This is a genomic window from Candidatus Nanopelagicales bacterium (assembly GCA_037045355.1).
GTDB lineage: Bacteria > Actinomycetota > Actinomycetes > S36-B12.
The window spans coordinates 291446-304502 of record JBAOHO010000013.1 but is presented as its reverse complement, the minus strand read 5'-3'; the positions used below and the strand labels follow the sequence as shown (position 1 = coordinate 304502).

Annotated in this window: 12 protein-coding genes; 9 read left to right on the top strand and 3 right to left on the bottom strand. The window is 67.1% G+C overall.

The genetic code is table 11. The features are described 5' to 3' along the window. Positions 1-41: 41 nt before the first annotated feature. Genes V9E98_08000 through V9E98_07990 form a run of 3 tightly spaced genes read left to right on the top strand, consistent with a single transcriptional unit; the run spans position 42 to position 2836 of the window. A complete protein-coding gene (locus V9E98_08000; protein ID MEI2716926.1) occupies positions 42-1571 on the top strand; it encodes a M20/M25/M40 family metallo-hydrolase in 1530 nt (509 codons plus the stop codon). Beyond that, positions 1568-2365 carry a histidinol-phosphatase gene (hisN, locus tag V9E98_07995; GenBank protein MEI2716925.1) on the top strand — a complete coding sequence of 266 codons (798 nt, stop codon included), beginning with the start codon at positions 1568-1570 and terminating at the stop codon, positions 2363-2365. The genes V9E98_08000 and hisN overlap by 4 nt, the downstream gene beginning before the upstream one ends. A 33-nt stretch (positions 2366-2398) precedes the next feature. Next, a complete protein-coding gene (locus V9E98_07990; GenBank protein ID MEI2716924.1) occupies positions 2399-2836 on the top strand; it encodes a CBS domain-containing protein in 438 nt (145 codons plus the stop codon). Positions 2837-2838: 2 nt separating this feature from the next. Here V9E98_07990 and V9E98_07985 read toward each other — a convergent pair whose 3' ends face one another. The 3 genes from V9E98_07985 to V9E98_07975 are packed head-to-tail and all read right to left on the bottom strand — an operon-like array spanning position 2839 to position 4822. Next, positions 2839-3744 (bottom strand): cytochrome P450, encoded by a 906-nt coding sequence (locus V9E98_07985; GenBank protein ID MEI2716923.1) that lies wholly within the window; start codon positions 3742-3744, stop codon positions 2839-2841. Then, positions 3681-4130, bottom strand: a complete 450-nt coding sequence (locus tag V9E98_07980) for a cytochrome P450 (protein MEI2716922.1) — start codon at positions 4128-4130, stop codon at positions 3681-3683. The genes V9E98_07985 and V9E98_07980 overlap by 64 nt, the downstream gene beginning before the upstream one ends. Then, a complete protein-coding gene (locus tag V9E98_07975) occupies positions 4127-4822 on the bottom strand; it encodes a uracil-DNA glycosylase (GenBank protein MEI2716921.1) in 696 nt (231 codons plus the stop codon). The genes V9E98_07980 and V9E98_07975 overlap by 4 nt, the downstream gene beginning before the upstream one ends. Before the next feature lie 160 nt (positions 4823-4982). Between V9E98_07975 and V9E98_07970 the strand changes: the two genes are divergently transcribed. The 6 genes from V9E98_07970 (at position 4983) to V9E98_07945 (ending at position 13048) form a co-directional block, all read left to right on the top strand. Further along, positions 4983-5267 carry a hypothetical protein gene (locus tag V9E98_07970; protein MEI2716920.1) on the top strand — a complete coding sequence of 95 codons (285 nt, stop codon included), beginning with the start codon at positions 4983-4985 and terminating at the stop codon, positions 5265-5267. Then, positions 5264-6631 (top strand): flavin monoamine oxidase family protein, encoded by a 1368-nt coding sequence (locus V9E98_07965; protein MEI2716919.1) that lies wholly within the window; start codon positions 5264-5266, stop codon positions 6629-6631. Before V9E98_07970 ends, V9E98_07965 begins: the two co-directional genes overlap by 4 nt. Positions 6632-6648: 17 nt before the next feature. After that, on the top strand, positions 6649-8025 hold the full coding sequence (locus V9E98_07960) for a tryptophanase (GenBank protein MEI2716918.1): 1377 nt from the start codon (positions 6649-6651) through the stop codon (positions 8023-8025). Between the two features lie 69 nt (positions 8026-8094). Next, on the top strand, positions 8095-9324 hold the full coding sequence (locus V9E98_07955) for a phage tail tip lysozyme (GenBank protein MEI2716917.1): 1230 nt from the start codon (positions 8095-8097) through the stop codon (positions 9322-9324). Between the two features lie 14 nt (positions 9325-9338). Beyond that, entirely contained in the window at positions 9339-12011 is a 2673-nt protein-coding gene (locus V9E98_07950) for a penicillin acylase family protein (protein MEI2716916.1), read from the top strand. Beyond that, the gene (locus tag V9E98_07945) at positions 12008-13048 is read left to right on the top strand and encodes an NAD(P)-dependent oxidoreductase (GenBank protein ID MEI2716915.1); all 1041 of its coding nucleotides are present in this window, start codon (positions 12008-12010) and stop codon (positions 13046-13048) included. The genes V9E98_07950 and V9E98_07945 overlap by 4 nt, the downstream gene beginning before the upstream one ends. The last annotated feature ends 9 nt before the right edge of the window (positions 13049-13057 follow it).

Here is a 13057-nt window from a genome sequence, read left to right as displayed (position 1 = left end):
CTCACTGGCGACCCGACGGACCGCTCATTAGCGTGGCGACCATGGCCTCAAACTCTTCCAGCACAGATTCCCATGAGTTGTTCGACCGCATCTCTTCGCTGATGCCCCAGGTTCGAGCGGACCTGGAACGACTCGTGCGCATCCCCTCGATCAACGGCCCGGGCTACGATCCCGCCCCGGTCCGCGAGTGCGCCGACGCGTGCGCGGAACTCCTGCGCGCAGCTGGGGCCGATGTCGAAGTGATCGGCGGCCCCGAGGACGCTCCCACGGTTCGCGCCGACCTGCCCGGCCCCCCCGGAGCCCCCACCGTTCTGCTCTACTCCCACTACGACGTTCAACCCGGGGGGGACGACACCAAGTGGGACTCCCCACCGTTCGATCCCACCGAGCGGGCCGGCCGCCTCTACGGGCGCGGCGCCGCTGACGACAAGTCCGGTGTCGTGACGCACATCGCCTGCGTGCGGGCATTCGGCGCGACCCCACCGGTGACACTGCGGATCCTGCTCGAAGGGGCCGAGGAGTTCGGGGGCGCTTTCGAGGAATGGCCACGCACGCACCCCGACCAGTTCGCGGGTATCGACGCCGCCGTGATCAACGACATGGGACCTGTCGAGTTGGGACTCCCCACGTTCACGACCGCCCTGCGCGGCATCGTCGACGGCGTGGTCACCGTGCGAACTCTCGCCGAGCCCCGGCATAGCGGCATGTGCGGCGGCCCGGCGCCCGACGCGCTCATGGCGCTCATCACACTGCTCAGCACACTCGTGGACGACAACGGTGATTGCGCGATCGACGGTATTCCGGGCAGTGACTGGCCCGGCGCCGACTATCCGGAGCAGGCCTACCGGGCGGTGGCCGGAGTCCTGCCCGACGTCCCGCTCATCGGCTCCGGTTCGATCGCCTCCCGGCTGTTCTCCCGACCCTCCGTCAACGTGGTCGGGTTGGACGCTCCCCCTGTCGACACCGCCCCCAACGCCCTGGTCCCGATGGCCCGGGCGAAGGTGAGTGTCCGGATTCCCGCCGGGGTGGATCCCAACGACGCGATGGCAGCGCTCGAGCAGCATCTGCGCAGCCACGCCCCGTGGGGCCTGGCCATCCAGTTCGAGCACGACGCCCCCGCGCCCGGGACACTCGTCGCGACGGGCGGTCGCGCCTACCAGGCCTATGCCCGCGCCATGCGAGCCGCCTACGGCACCGAACCGACCGAGCAGGGCGTCGGCGGTGCGGTCCCGTTCCTCGCCAACCTGATCGACGAGTTCCCCGACCTCGAAGTCGTCGGGACCGGCGCCCAGGACCCCCTGGCCCGGATCCACGCCCCGAACGAGAGTGTCGACCTGACCGAACTCGAACGCTCGATCCGCGCCCAGGCGCTCTTCCTCGCCGAATACGGATCCCTCACCCACGAGCACGGATCCCTCACCCACGAGCACGGATCCCCCACCCACGAGCACGGATCCCCCACCCACGAGCACGGATCCCCCACCCACGAGCACGGATCCCCCACCCACGAGCACGGATCCCCCACCCACGAGCACGGATCCCCCACCCACGAGAACGGATCCACATCGTGAACCGATGGGACGACGACCTCACACTCGCGCTGCGGATCGCGGACGCTGCCGACGAGGTGACGATGTCGCGCTATCTCGCTGGCGACCTGCACGTGGAGACCAAGCCGGACATGTCGCCGGTGACCGAAGCCGACCAACGCGCCGAGCAGACCATTCGGACCATGCTGAGCACCCACCGGCCGGATGACAGCATCCTCGGCGAGGAGTTCGGATCCGCCGGCGACACATCGCGGCAGTGGATCATCGACCCGATCGACGGCACCAAGAACTACCTGCGCGGAGTGCCTGTCTGGTGCACGCTGCTGGCGCTCGTCGAGGCAGGCGAACCTGTTGTCGGTGTCGCTTCGGCGCCGGCGCTCGGCCGACGGTGGTGGGCCGCCGCCGGATCAGGTGCGCACACCCGCGATGTCGATGACACTGTGCGCTCCCTGACGTGCAGCGCGGTGAGTCAGTTGAGCGATGCCTCGTTCTCCTATTCGGACGAGCTGGGCTGGCGGGAGCGCGGTTCCTGGCCGGGTCTGCGGGCCCTGATCGACACGTGTTGGCGCACCCGGGGCTACGGCGACTTCCTGTCGCATGCCCTCGTGGCCGAGGGGGCTGTCGACATCGCGGCGGAACCGTTTCTGGCTCCGTGGGACATGGCCGCACTCGTGCCGATCGTGACCGAGAGCGGTGGCCGCATGACCGCCTACGACGGTGGCGACGCCATCACCGGGGGCTGCGCTGTTACGACCAACGGACATTTGCATGAAGAAGTCCTCCGGGTGCTGCGCACCGACGTCCCCACTGAGTAACCTGCGCCCATCGACCCACGAAAGGCCGGACCCATGAAACTCGAACATGTCCTGCAGTCAAAGGGCAATGCCGTGGAGACTGTCCGACCCAGCGCCACCGTCACGGAACTGTTGGCGAAACTCGCTCAGTTCAACATCGGCGCCCTGGTGGTGTCCGACGACGGCCAGACGGTCGTCGGCATCGTCTCCGAACGCGATGTCGTACGCCACCTCGCGACGGGTGGGGCTGCGATCCTCGAACAGCCGGTTTCCAGCATCATGACGCCGACCGTCACCTGCGCGCCCCCATCGGCCACGACCGCCGATCTCATGGGACTCATGACCACCTCACGGGTACGCCACGTCCCAGTGCTGGACAGCGACGAACACATCATCGGGATCGTGAGCATCGGCGACGTCGTCAAGAGCCGACTCGGCGAACTCGAAGAGGAGCGCAACGCTCTGGTCGAGTACGTCAACGTCGGACGGTGAGTTCACCGACGACTGATCGCCAGCTGCAGTCCACCGACTGGACGCAAGGTGACAGACGGCAACATCGGCGGCTGCGGCGTCACCACGGACCACTCGAACGCAGCCAGCAACTGCTCGATGACCTGGGTCATTTCCCAGCGGGCGAAGTCGCGTCCGATGCATAGTCTCGGCCCCGCGCCGAAGGGCAGGTAGGCCGCCCGCTGGGCTGCTGCCAGTCGGTCGGCGAACCGACCGGGGTCGAACCGATCCGGATCCGGCCAGTAACGACTGTCCCGGTGCAGCAGGAAGGGGCTGGTGATCACCAGCGCCCCGGCCGGGATCTCGATCCCCTCGATCTCATCGGCCAACACGGCGTTGCGACTGATGACCCATGCCGGTGGGAACAGTCGCAGGGCCTCCTCGGCACATGCGCGGGCGTAGTTCGCCGCTGACACTCCTGACGGAGGAACCTGTCGGTCGGGGTCACGGGCGAGGAGCCACAGGGCCCAGGTCATTGCGCTGGCGGCGGTCTCGTGGCCGGCAACCAGGAACGTGACGATCTGGTCGCGCATCTGCCGTCTGCTCCAGTCCGGTTGACTGAGGATCAAGTCGAGGAGCAGCGTGCTCCCTGGCTCGGGGTTCCGTTGCGTCATCAGGCGTTCGACGGCCGATTCGAGAGCCCGCATGCTGCGGTCCAGCCGTCGGTTGGCCGGAGTCGGCCACGCAGCCGGGATGGCGATCGGCACCCGGGAGCGCTTGATCACGACGTCGAGCGCCTCCAGCGTCGCGTGAGCCAACGCCGCAGTCGAGCCGCGGAGATCGTCGGCGAACAGGCACCGGCCGACGACCCGAAGCGCCAGATCCATCATGGCCAGCTCGACATCGACGACAGCGCCGGCCGGTAGTCCCCCCAACGGTCGATGAGCCATCCGGTCTCCTGCGCGACGACCTCGCCGACCGCCGGGAGGAAGGAATGATGGAACGCGGGCTGCACCACGGGCCGCTGGCCGCGCCAGTGGTCATTGGTCGCGGTGAGCAGCCCATCGCCCGTGACGAGCGATAACGAGCGGTACTGGATGGTGTCCTTGTCGTATCCGCCAGGGCGCCCCACGAGCACCTGCTGGGTCGCAGACGCAGACGCCACCAGGTACGTCGCCGGACGCGGGATGGGGAACTGCACCACATCGCCGTAGTCGTCACGCATCTGCGCAAGGAACGCCAGCGGGTCCCGTCGGATCATCATGGTGGACCGCAGCATCTGGGGCCCCAGCGGACCGGGAGCGGTTGCCGGTGTTCCGAGGAAACTACGGGTCATGGCAGACGCCAGTCGACAGCCGAGCCGCCTGCAGTCACCAGTAGATCGTTGGCCCGACTGAACGGACGAGACCCGAAGAAGCCACGATCGGCGGACAAGGGGCTCGGGTGCGCGGAGGCGATGACCGGAACCTCACCGAGGAAACGTTGGGCGCTTTGCGCATCACGCCCCCAGAGGATCGCAACGAGTGGCGTGTCCCGGGCAGCCAGGCCGCTGATGGCCGCCGCCGTGACGTCCTCCCATCCCTTGCCACGGTGTGACCCAGGTGCTCCCGGCCGAACGGTCAGCACCCTGTTGAGCAACAGCACCCCTCGCTCGAACCACGGGCTCAGATCCCCGGTGGTAGGAGAGGGGACGTCGAGATCAGAGCAGTACTCGCGGAAGATGTTGACCAGACTGCGCGGCAGTGGGCGTACCTCGGCGGCGACCGAGAACGACAACCCGACCGCGTGTCCCGGAGTCGGGTACGGGTCCTGACCGATCAGCAGGACCGAGACCTCCGCCGGGTCCCGGGTGAATGCGCGCAGAACATTGGCTCCCGCCGGCAGGTAGCCGCGTCCCGCGGCCAGTTCGGCCCGCAGGAAGTCGCCCATGGCGGCGATGCGTTCGGCGACCGGATCGAGGATGGGCAGCCAACCCGGGTGCACCAGATCGGACAGCGGTCGCGGTGCTTCCTGTGTTGGACGCGTCATCGACGGGAGTCGTCCGAAGCCTTGCCGGGGACCTTGACCAGGGCCTTCAGGAGGGCCTCGCCGGGGGCCTTGATGGGAGCCATGACTGACAGCGTAGGTGTTCGATGCCGCGAGGTTGCAGACACCTTTCCGCCTAGTCTGAGTCCCCTACTGTGAGTCCATGGAGAAGTTCGGCTCATTCCTGTACGGCGCCGGAGGTTTCCTCGCCGGTGCGGTGCTCATCATCGGCGGATGGTGGTTGTCGATGCTCAATGTGGCGATCGACCGCTACGAACCGGGCACCGACTTCACCAACTTCTGGACCATCTTCGGTCTGGTCATGATCTTCATCGGCGCCTACTTGCCGTTCATGGTCGTCGGTCTGCGGTCCCGGTTCGTGCACAAGCGCAAGGAGTTGCGCGACACCGTCGCCGCCCAGGAGCAGCCCGAGCGACCCCCGTCATGACACGACATCTCGACACCGGGGTGGTGGTGGTCGGCGCGGGAATCTCGGGTCTGACCGCGGCTGACGCGCTGCGGGCAGAGGGGATCGAGTGCTTGGTGGTGGAAGCCCGAGATCGTGTGGGTGGCCGCGTGCAGACCGAGCCGCTCTCCGGCTACCCGGACGCCTGGGTCGACCACGGTGGGCAGTGGCTGGGCCCCGGTCAGGACCTGGCATACGCCCTGCTCGATCGCCTGGGACTCACGACGATGCCCACGAACGTGGTCGGGGACAAGTTGCTACTGTTCCGCGGTCGATCCGCCCGCTACGCCGGTCGGGTCCCACGCCTGCCGGCCGTCGCCCTGGCGGATGTTGGGCAGGCGCAGTGGCGGTTCGACCGACTGGCAGCCCGGGTCGATCCGACCCACCCGTGGCGAACCCCGCGGGCGAGTGAACTCGACGGCCAGACCTTCGAGACCTGGATCGTGCGCACGGCTCGCACCGCTGCGGGTCGGGACTTCTTCCGAGTCGCAGCCGAAGCGGTCTTCGCCACCGAAGCGGCCAATATCTCGTTACTGCATGCGCTGTTCTACGCGCGCGCCGGCACCAACCTGGAGACCCTGATCTCAAGCGGGGGCGGCGCCCAGCAGGATCGCGTCGTGGGCGGGATGATGCAGTTGGCAGACGGGCTTGCCGCAGGGCTGGGCGACCGCGTCCTGCTCTCCGATCCCGCCCGCAGCATCCAGCGTCGCGACCATGGGGTACTCGTCGAGACAGACTCCCGCACGATCGACGCGAGCGCGGTGATCGTCACGGTGGCCCCAGCCACCGCCGGCAGCATCACCTACGACCCCGTCCTTCCAGCTGACCGAGCCCAACTCCTGCAGCGCATGCCGCATGGGTCGGTCATCAAGTTCCACGCCATCTACGAACAGCCGTTCTGGCGCGCCGATGGATTGTCCGGGGAGGCAGCCAGCGACCAGGGCCCCGTCAAGGTGGTGTTCGACAACACGCCGCCCACCGGGTACCCGGGGATGATCGTGGGCTTCTTCGAGGGCAGCGAGGCCGTCACCGCCTCACGATTCGACGTGTCGGTGCGCCGGGAGCTGGTGACGGCGGAACTGCAGCGGTACTTCGGCCCCCGGGCGGCAGACATGCTCGACTACGTCGACAGGGACTGGAACGCGGAACCGCACACGCGGGGCTGCTACGGCGCACATCTGCCACCCGGCGCGTGGACCCAGTTCGGCCCAGCACTGCGCACGCCCGTCGGGGCCATTCACTGGGCCGGCACGGAGACAGCGGACCGCTGGGTCGGCTACATCGAGGGAGCGATCCTGTCGGGTCTGCGCGCCGCAGCCGAGGTCCGGGGGCAACTGCGGCACTGAACCAGTACGGTCCGGACATGGAGTTCCGAACCATCATCGAACCCTTCCGCATCCATTCGGTCGAACCGCTGCATCTGACCACGCCCGAGCAGCGCGCCGAGGCCATCCGGGCCGCGGGCTACAACCTGTTCAATCTGCCCGCGCGAGACGTCATCATCGACCTGCTGACCGACTCTGGGACGGGAGCGATGAGCCGGGACCAATGGGCGGCGATCCAGCACGGCGACGAGTCGTACGCGGGGTCGCCGTCATTCGAGTTGTTCCGCGACGGGGTGCGAGAACTGTTCCCCTTCGAGCACGTCATCCCCACCCATCAAGGTCGGGCCGCCGAGAAGATCCTGTTCGGCGTGCTCGGTGGTCCCGGTCGGATCATCCCGAACAACACCCACTTCGACACCACGCGGGCAAACGTCGAGTACACGGGAGCCGCCGCGGTCGATCTGGTCATTCCCCAGGGCCGTGACCCAGCCTCCCGCCATCCCTTCAAGGGCAACATGGATGTCAGTGCACTGGATGCGCTGCTGTCCGAACAGGGCGACTCGGTGCCGTGCGTGATGCTGACCATCACGAACAACTCAGGCGGCGGACAGCCCGTCAGCCTGGCGAACATCCGGGAAACGAGCGAGGTGGCGCACCGGCACGGAAAGCCGCTGTTCCTCGATGCATGCCGCTTCGCCGAGAATGCGTGGTTCATCCGGGAGCGGGAACCGGGCCAAAGTGATCGGGAGGTGTCCGACATCGTCCGCGAGATCGCCGGACTCGCCGACGGGATGACCATGAGCGCCAAGAAGGACCCGATGGGGAATATCGGCGGATGGCTGGCCGTCAACGACGACGCCCTGGCCCAGCAGTGTCGCGCCCTACTCATCCTCACGGAGGGATTCCCGACGTACGGCGGTCTGGCAGGACGCGACCTCGAAGCGCTCGCCGTCGGCCTGCGCGAAGCTGTCGACCACGACTATCTGCGCTACCGGATCCGATCCACCGCCTACCTCGGTGACGCGCTGGCGCAACGAGGCATCCCGGTCGTCCAACCCATCGGGGGGCACGCGGTCTACCTCGACGCTCGCGAACTCCTGCCGCACCTGGACCCGCTGCAATACCCCGGACAAGCACTCGCGGTGGCACTCTACGAGGCCGGCGGTGTCCGCGGCTGCGAGATCGGCACCGTCATGTTCGGTCGCCGGCCCGACGGCAGCGAACAACCCGCCGCACTGGACCTGGTGCGGCTCGCAATTCCGCGGCGGACCTACACCCAAAGCCACATCGACTACGTCATCGAGGTCTGCGAGCAGGTGGCGGCAAGGGCCCACGACCTGCCGGGCTACCGCATCGTCGAAGAGCCCCCGGTCCTGCGGCACTTCACTGCGACATTCGCTCAGATGTCCGGTTGATCCGGGAATTGCCACCCGGTATTCGCAACTCGGCTGTCGCGGGCCCTCAAGTGTGCCGATGATGGGAACATGGGCCTACTGTCACGCTGCGCCGCCGCGGGGGCAGTCGTGGTGAGTCTGACTCTGGGCTCCGGAGTTCCGCAGGCAGCCGGCAGTGACCCCGACCCTGTTCCGATGTCCATCGCAGCGCAGCAACTGGCCGACATCCGAGCCCAGCATCGCGCTGCTGAAGCCGAGATCGCAGCCGCCGAGGCCCGCGTCGGCGACGCCACTCGGCAACTCACCGACGCACAGAATGCGGTCACTGCCGCGCTGGCCGTGGACCGGGCGACGAAGAAGCGCGCGGAGGAGGCCGCCGATGACGCGCACACGGCCACCGCGGCCGAGACGAAGGCTCGCGAATCGGCTCTCGCTGCGGAAAGCGCACTACGCCGCATGGCCCGCAACGCCTACATCAACGCGTTGTCGGACACCGACCTCGAACTATTCGCCACCTTCGCCGCCGACGGCCCTGCCGCCCTGCACGAGATGGCCCGCCGCGACATGACGTACGACAACCTCAGCGATGCCGGAATCGTCGACGCCCAACGCACCGTCCGCCTCGCACAGGACGCCACCGGAGTGGCCGACGAAGCCCGCGCCGGGTACGACGCCGCCCAGACCGAGTACGAAGCCGCCCACGACGATCTGGTGGCTGCTCGCCGGTCCGTCGCCGAAGCGGAGGACTTCATGACCGCCGCCCGGCGGGACGTGAGGATCGGTGAGGCCGCACTGGTTCGTCTCGACGATGACTACGACGAGGCCCAGGACGTCTACAAGGTCGCCTTGGCCGACTCGCTCGCGGGAGGTCCCCCGATCTCGACCGGCCCCGCGGCGGACGTGGTCTGGAAGATGCTCAAGGCGGACGGGTTCTCGGAGGAGTCGATCGCCGGCATCCTCGGGAACCTGCAACAGGAGTCCGGCGTCGACCCCACTGCCGTCCAGTCCGGAGGCCCGGGTCGCGGGCTGGCGCAGTGGTCCCAGGGAGGACGCTGGGACAACGGGGGCAACAGCCTGATTGCTTTCGCATCGGCTCGTGGTCTCGACCCGTGGGACGCACGGACGCAGGTCGAATTCATGGTCTTCGAGATGGAGACCGTACTCACGACGTTCGATATCGAGATGTACAAGGACATGACCGATATCCTGGCGGCCACCGTGTACTTCCATGACATCTACGAAGGCTCTGCCGACAGCGCTGACTTCGTTCGTCAAGTCCGGGGCTCCTTTGCCCTGCAGTGGTACCAGCGGCTCAGCTGACCGAAAGGATCGCCGTGCACCGACGACTCATCGCCCTTGTCACGGCCGCCCTGGTGGCCCTACCCGGAACCGCCCTGGCAGCGGACCCCGAGGGCTACGGCCGAAACGACGCCGGCGGATTCCGTAATGTCCTGCCTCCCGGTTCGGACGGAGTCGACACCGCGGCCGAGTTCCAGCAGTACCTGACGGACGGCACCCTTCCCCCGTACTGGGCCAACCAGCAGTCGCTGTACGAGAACCTCCTCTACGCCTCCCCCACCCTGACCGACAGCCAGATCCCGGACTTCTTCAAGGACGCCACCTTCGGCGTTCGTCCGGACGACCGGCTGAGCACCATCACCCCGCGCGACGGCGTCACGATCGTTCGCGACCGCGAGTACGCGGTGCCCCGCATCTACGGCTCCACCCGGCGCGACACCATGTTCGGCGCTGGATACGCGGGGGCCGCCGATCGCCTGTTCTTGATGGATGTCCTGCGGCACACCGGACGCGCTGACCTGTCATCGTTTCTCGGCGGCGGCAACCTGAACTCCGACATCGAGCAATGGCGTTTCGCCCCGTACTCACAGACGGACCTGAACAACCAGCTCAAGCAAGCCAAGAAGGACCTCGGTAAGTCCGCGATGAAGGAACTCGACAGCTTCGTCGCCGGCATCAACGCCTACATCGCCGAAGCCCGCCAGAACCCCGACCTGATGCCGGTCGAGTACAGCCTCATCGGACAGGAGCTCCGCGATTGGGACGCCACAGATGTCGTCGCGACAACATCGCTTGTCGGGGGCATCTTCGGCCGCGGGGGCGGCGGGTCGCTGGACTCCTCACTCGTGTTGCGTGCGCTGGAGAAGCGGTTCGGCAAAGATCAGGGCCGGAAACTCTGGAAAGGGTTCCGCACCAAGAACGATCCCGGGGCACCCACGACCATCAAGAAGCGGTTCCCCTACATGACCGAGGACTCCTTCGCGAAGAAGGGATTGGCGCTGCCGATCGCCGGCTCAGTCGAGGACGCCGAGATCGTCTCGACCGAGGTCTCGGCCCAGATGCAGGACCTCGGAGCCGAACCGACACTCTTCGACAGCGGCGACAACGGTGCCCGTCCCCACATGTCCAACTGGGAGTTGGTGTCGGCGAAGAACTCCCGCACGGGTAATCCACTGGCGGTCATGGGTCCACAGGTGGGGTACTGGCTGCCCCAGATCCTCGTCGAACAAGAACTGCACGGACCGGGTATCGACGCCCGCGGCGTCGCGTTCGCCGGGGTCAACCTGTTCGTCCAGATGGGCCACGGTCGGGACTACGCCTGGAGCGCCACCTCCGCGGGGTCCGACAACGTCGACACCTTCGCCGAAGTCCTGTGCGGTGGCGACAAGCACCACTACAAGTACAAGGGCGAATGTCGCCCCATGGAGAAGTTGGTCCGGCGCAACTCCTGGACCCCGAATGTCATCGACAAGACTCCGGCGGGGTCTGCGGAACTGACCTCCTGGCGCACGGTGCACGGCATCGTGGATGCCTACGGCAAAGTGAAGGTCAACGGCAAGACCAAACGAGTGGCATTCGTTCTCGCGCGAAGCACCTACGGCCGCGAGGTCGACTCGGTCGTCGGGTTCTCCGATCTCAACAACCCGAACAAGGTCAAGGACGCGAAGAGCTTCCAGCGCGCCGCTTCCGGCGTCCAGTTCACTTTCAACTGGGCATACACCGACACCGATGACACGGCCTACTTCCTGTCCGGGGCCTATCCGAAGCGAGCCAACGGCACCTCGCCGGACTTCCCGGTTCTCGGGACCGGTCAGTACGACTGGAAGGGATTCGACCCCAAGACCGGGGCGTTCACCCCCTTGGAGTTCGATCGGCATCCGAAGGCGATCAACCCAGATGTCCTGGTGTCGTGGAACAACAAGCCGGCACCCGGGTGGTCCGCGGCCGATGAGCAGTGGGGCTACGGGCCGATCTACCGCTCGCAGTTGATCTCACGCCGGATCAACGCGGACCTCGACAAAGGCAAGATGACCAAGGCCGACCTGGTGCAGTCCATGTCCGAACCAGCCACCGAGGACATCCGGGCCATCGCCTTGCTCCCCCTGTTGCTGGAGCGGATCGGCTCCCCCGGTGACCCGGCGCTGCAGGACGCCATCACACAGCTGCGTCAGTGGCGCGACGCGGGCGGACATCGCCGTGACCTGGACCAGGACGGCAGCTACGAACACAACCGGGCGATCGAGATCATGGATGCCTGGTGGCCCCGACTTGTCCAGAGCATCTTCGAGACCGAGTTGGGAACCGAGGCCTACGAGGCGATCCAATCCGTGATCGGTCTGGGCGCTGTCCCGCGCGAGCGACCAGCCGCCCCCGGCTTCTCCGATGGCTGGTGGGGCTTTGTCTCGAATGACCTGCGCAAGTTGACCGACTCGGGCAGTGTGACCGGCACGTGGCCCAAGGTGTTCTGCGGCGACGGCGACCGTTCCGCGTGCCGCCAGGATCTGCGCGATTCACTGCGTACGGCGCTCACCGTCACGCCACAGGAGATGTATGCAGTGGGTGCCTGCACGAGTGATCCGCAGCCGTCCTGCTTCGACAAGAACCGGCCGCGGGTGACCAGCGCGATCAGTCGTCCCGGTGCGTTCCCGTTCCAGAACCGTCCGACGTTCCAGCAAGTCGTCAGTGTGGAGCGGGACCTGAGCAAATGAGGCCCGGCCCCCTGGGCCGCGCGGTGCTGGCGTCCTACGACCCGCGAGAGTTCCCGGCTCTGTGGGCGCTCATCGAGGCAGGTGAGCGCGACCGACCACTGACCGGCGTGCGGGTGCTGAGCGGCTTTCCGGTGTGGACCAACGTTCTGCCCCAGATGTGGGCCATGCAGAGTGCCGGCGCGGACTTGGTCGTGAGCCCGGACCCGCGCGTCCCCCACGACCCGGAAGTCGTCGCCGAGCTGCCCGAGCTCGGGGTCCCTGTCGTCAAGCCCGATCCCCAGGGGCGTCCCTTCGACGTCGTTCTCGACTGCGCGGGCATCCACGCCGATGTCTCGAGCACCTACGGCTACGTGGAACTCACCCAGTCCGGTGTCGAGCCGTACCGGCGATGTCCCCAACCCGTGTTCCTGGTCGATGCCGGTCGGATCAAGCTGATCGAGAACTCCCTGGGCACCGGTGACGGATTCGTGCGCGCCATGGCCGCGGCCGGCTTCGCGGACCTGCGTGATCGCAGCATCGTGATCATCGGAGGCGGCAAGGTGGGTCGCGGGATCGCCCACCGCGTGCACCAGAGCGGCGCCATCGCGACCATCGTCGACAGCGTGTCAGGCAGTGACTCCACGTTCGGCTGGATCGACCGGGAGGATCGCTCGGCAGTCCGAGCAAGTCTCGCCGCCGCATGGTGCGTGGTCACTGCCACCGGTGTACCGGGGGTGATGTCCGAGTACGCCACCGAGCTGAACGAAGGCGATGCCTTGCTCGCCAACATGGGCGTTGCCGATGAGTTTGGTGAGAGGGTTGCCGAAGGCCGCGTTCTGAACGCGAAGAAGCCTTTGAACTTCGCTCTTCCCGAACCCACACGACTGCGCTACATCGACCCGTCGCTGGCATTGGCGATCGCGGGGATCGTCGAGGTCCGCTCGGGCCGCTTGGCGGCTGGGCTCAACGCGCCGGATCCGCTCCTCGAGGATCGGATTCTGCGGCCGGTACGCGATCATGGGTTTGTGGCGGCGGAACTCGCCGCAGCAGATCTGTGACCGGAGGAC

What these genes read in the sequence shown, in the direction of transcription:
- V9E98_08000 (MEI2716926.1), top strand. Translation starts at nt 42, where the DNA reads ATGGCCTCAAACTCTTCCAGCACAGATTCCCATGAGTTGTTCGACCGC.
- V9E98_07990 (MEI2716924.1), top strand. Translation starts at nt 2,399, where the DNA reads ATGAAACTCGAACATGTCCTGCAGTCAAAGGGCAATGCCGTGGAGACT.
- V9E98_07985 (MEI2716923.1), bottom strand. Translation starts at nt 3,744, where the DNA reads ATGGCTCATCGACCGTTGGGGGGACTACCGGCCGGCGCTGTCGTCGAT.
- V9E98_07980 (MEI2716922.1), bottom strand. Translation starts at nt 4,130, where the DNA reads ATGACCCGTAGTTTCCTCGGAACACCGGCAACCGCTCCCGGTCCGCTG.
- V9E98_07975 (MEI2716921.1), bottom strand. Translation starts at nt 4,822, where the DNA reads ATGACGCGTCCAACACAGGAAGCACCGCGACCGCTGTCCGATCTGGTG.
- V9E98_07970 (MEI2716920.1), top strand. Translation starts at nt 4,983, where the DNA reads ATGGAGAAGTTCGGCTCATTCCTGTACGGCGCCGGAGGTTTCCTCGCC.
- V9E98_07965 (MEI2716919.1), top strand. Translation starts at nt 5,264, where the DNA reads ATGACACGACATCTCGACACCGGGGTGGTGGTGGTCGGCGCGGGAATC.
- V9E98_07960 (MEI2716918.1), top strand. Translation starts at nt 6,649, where the DNA reads ATGGAGTTCCGAACCATCATCGAACCCTTCCGCATCCATTCGGTCGAA.
- V9E98_07955 (MEI2716917.1), top strand. Translation starts at nt 8,095, where the DNA reads ATGGGCCTACTGTCACGCTGCGCCGCCGCGGGGGCAGTCGTGGTGAGT.
- V9E98_07945 (MEI2716915.1), top strand. Translation starts at nt 12,008, where the DNA reads ATGAGGCCCGGCCCCCTGGGCCGCGCGGTGCTGGCGTCCTACGACCCG.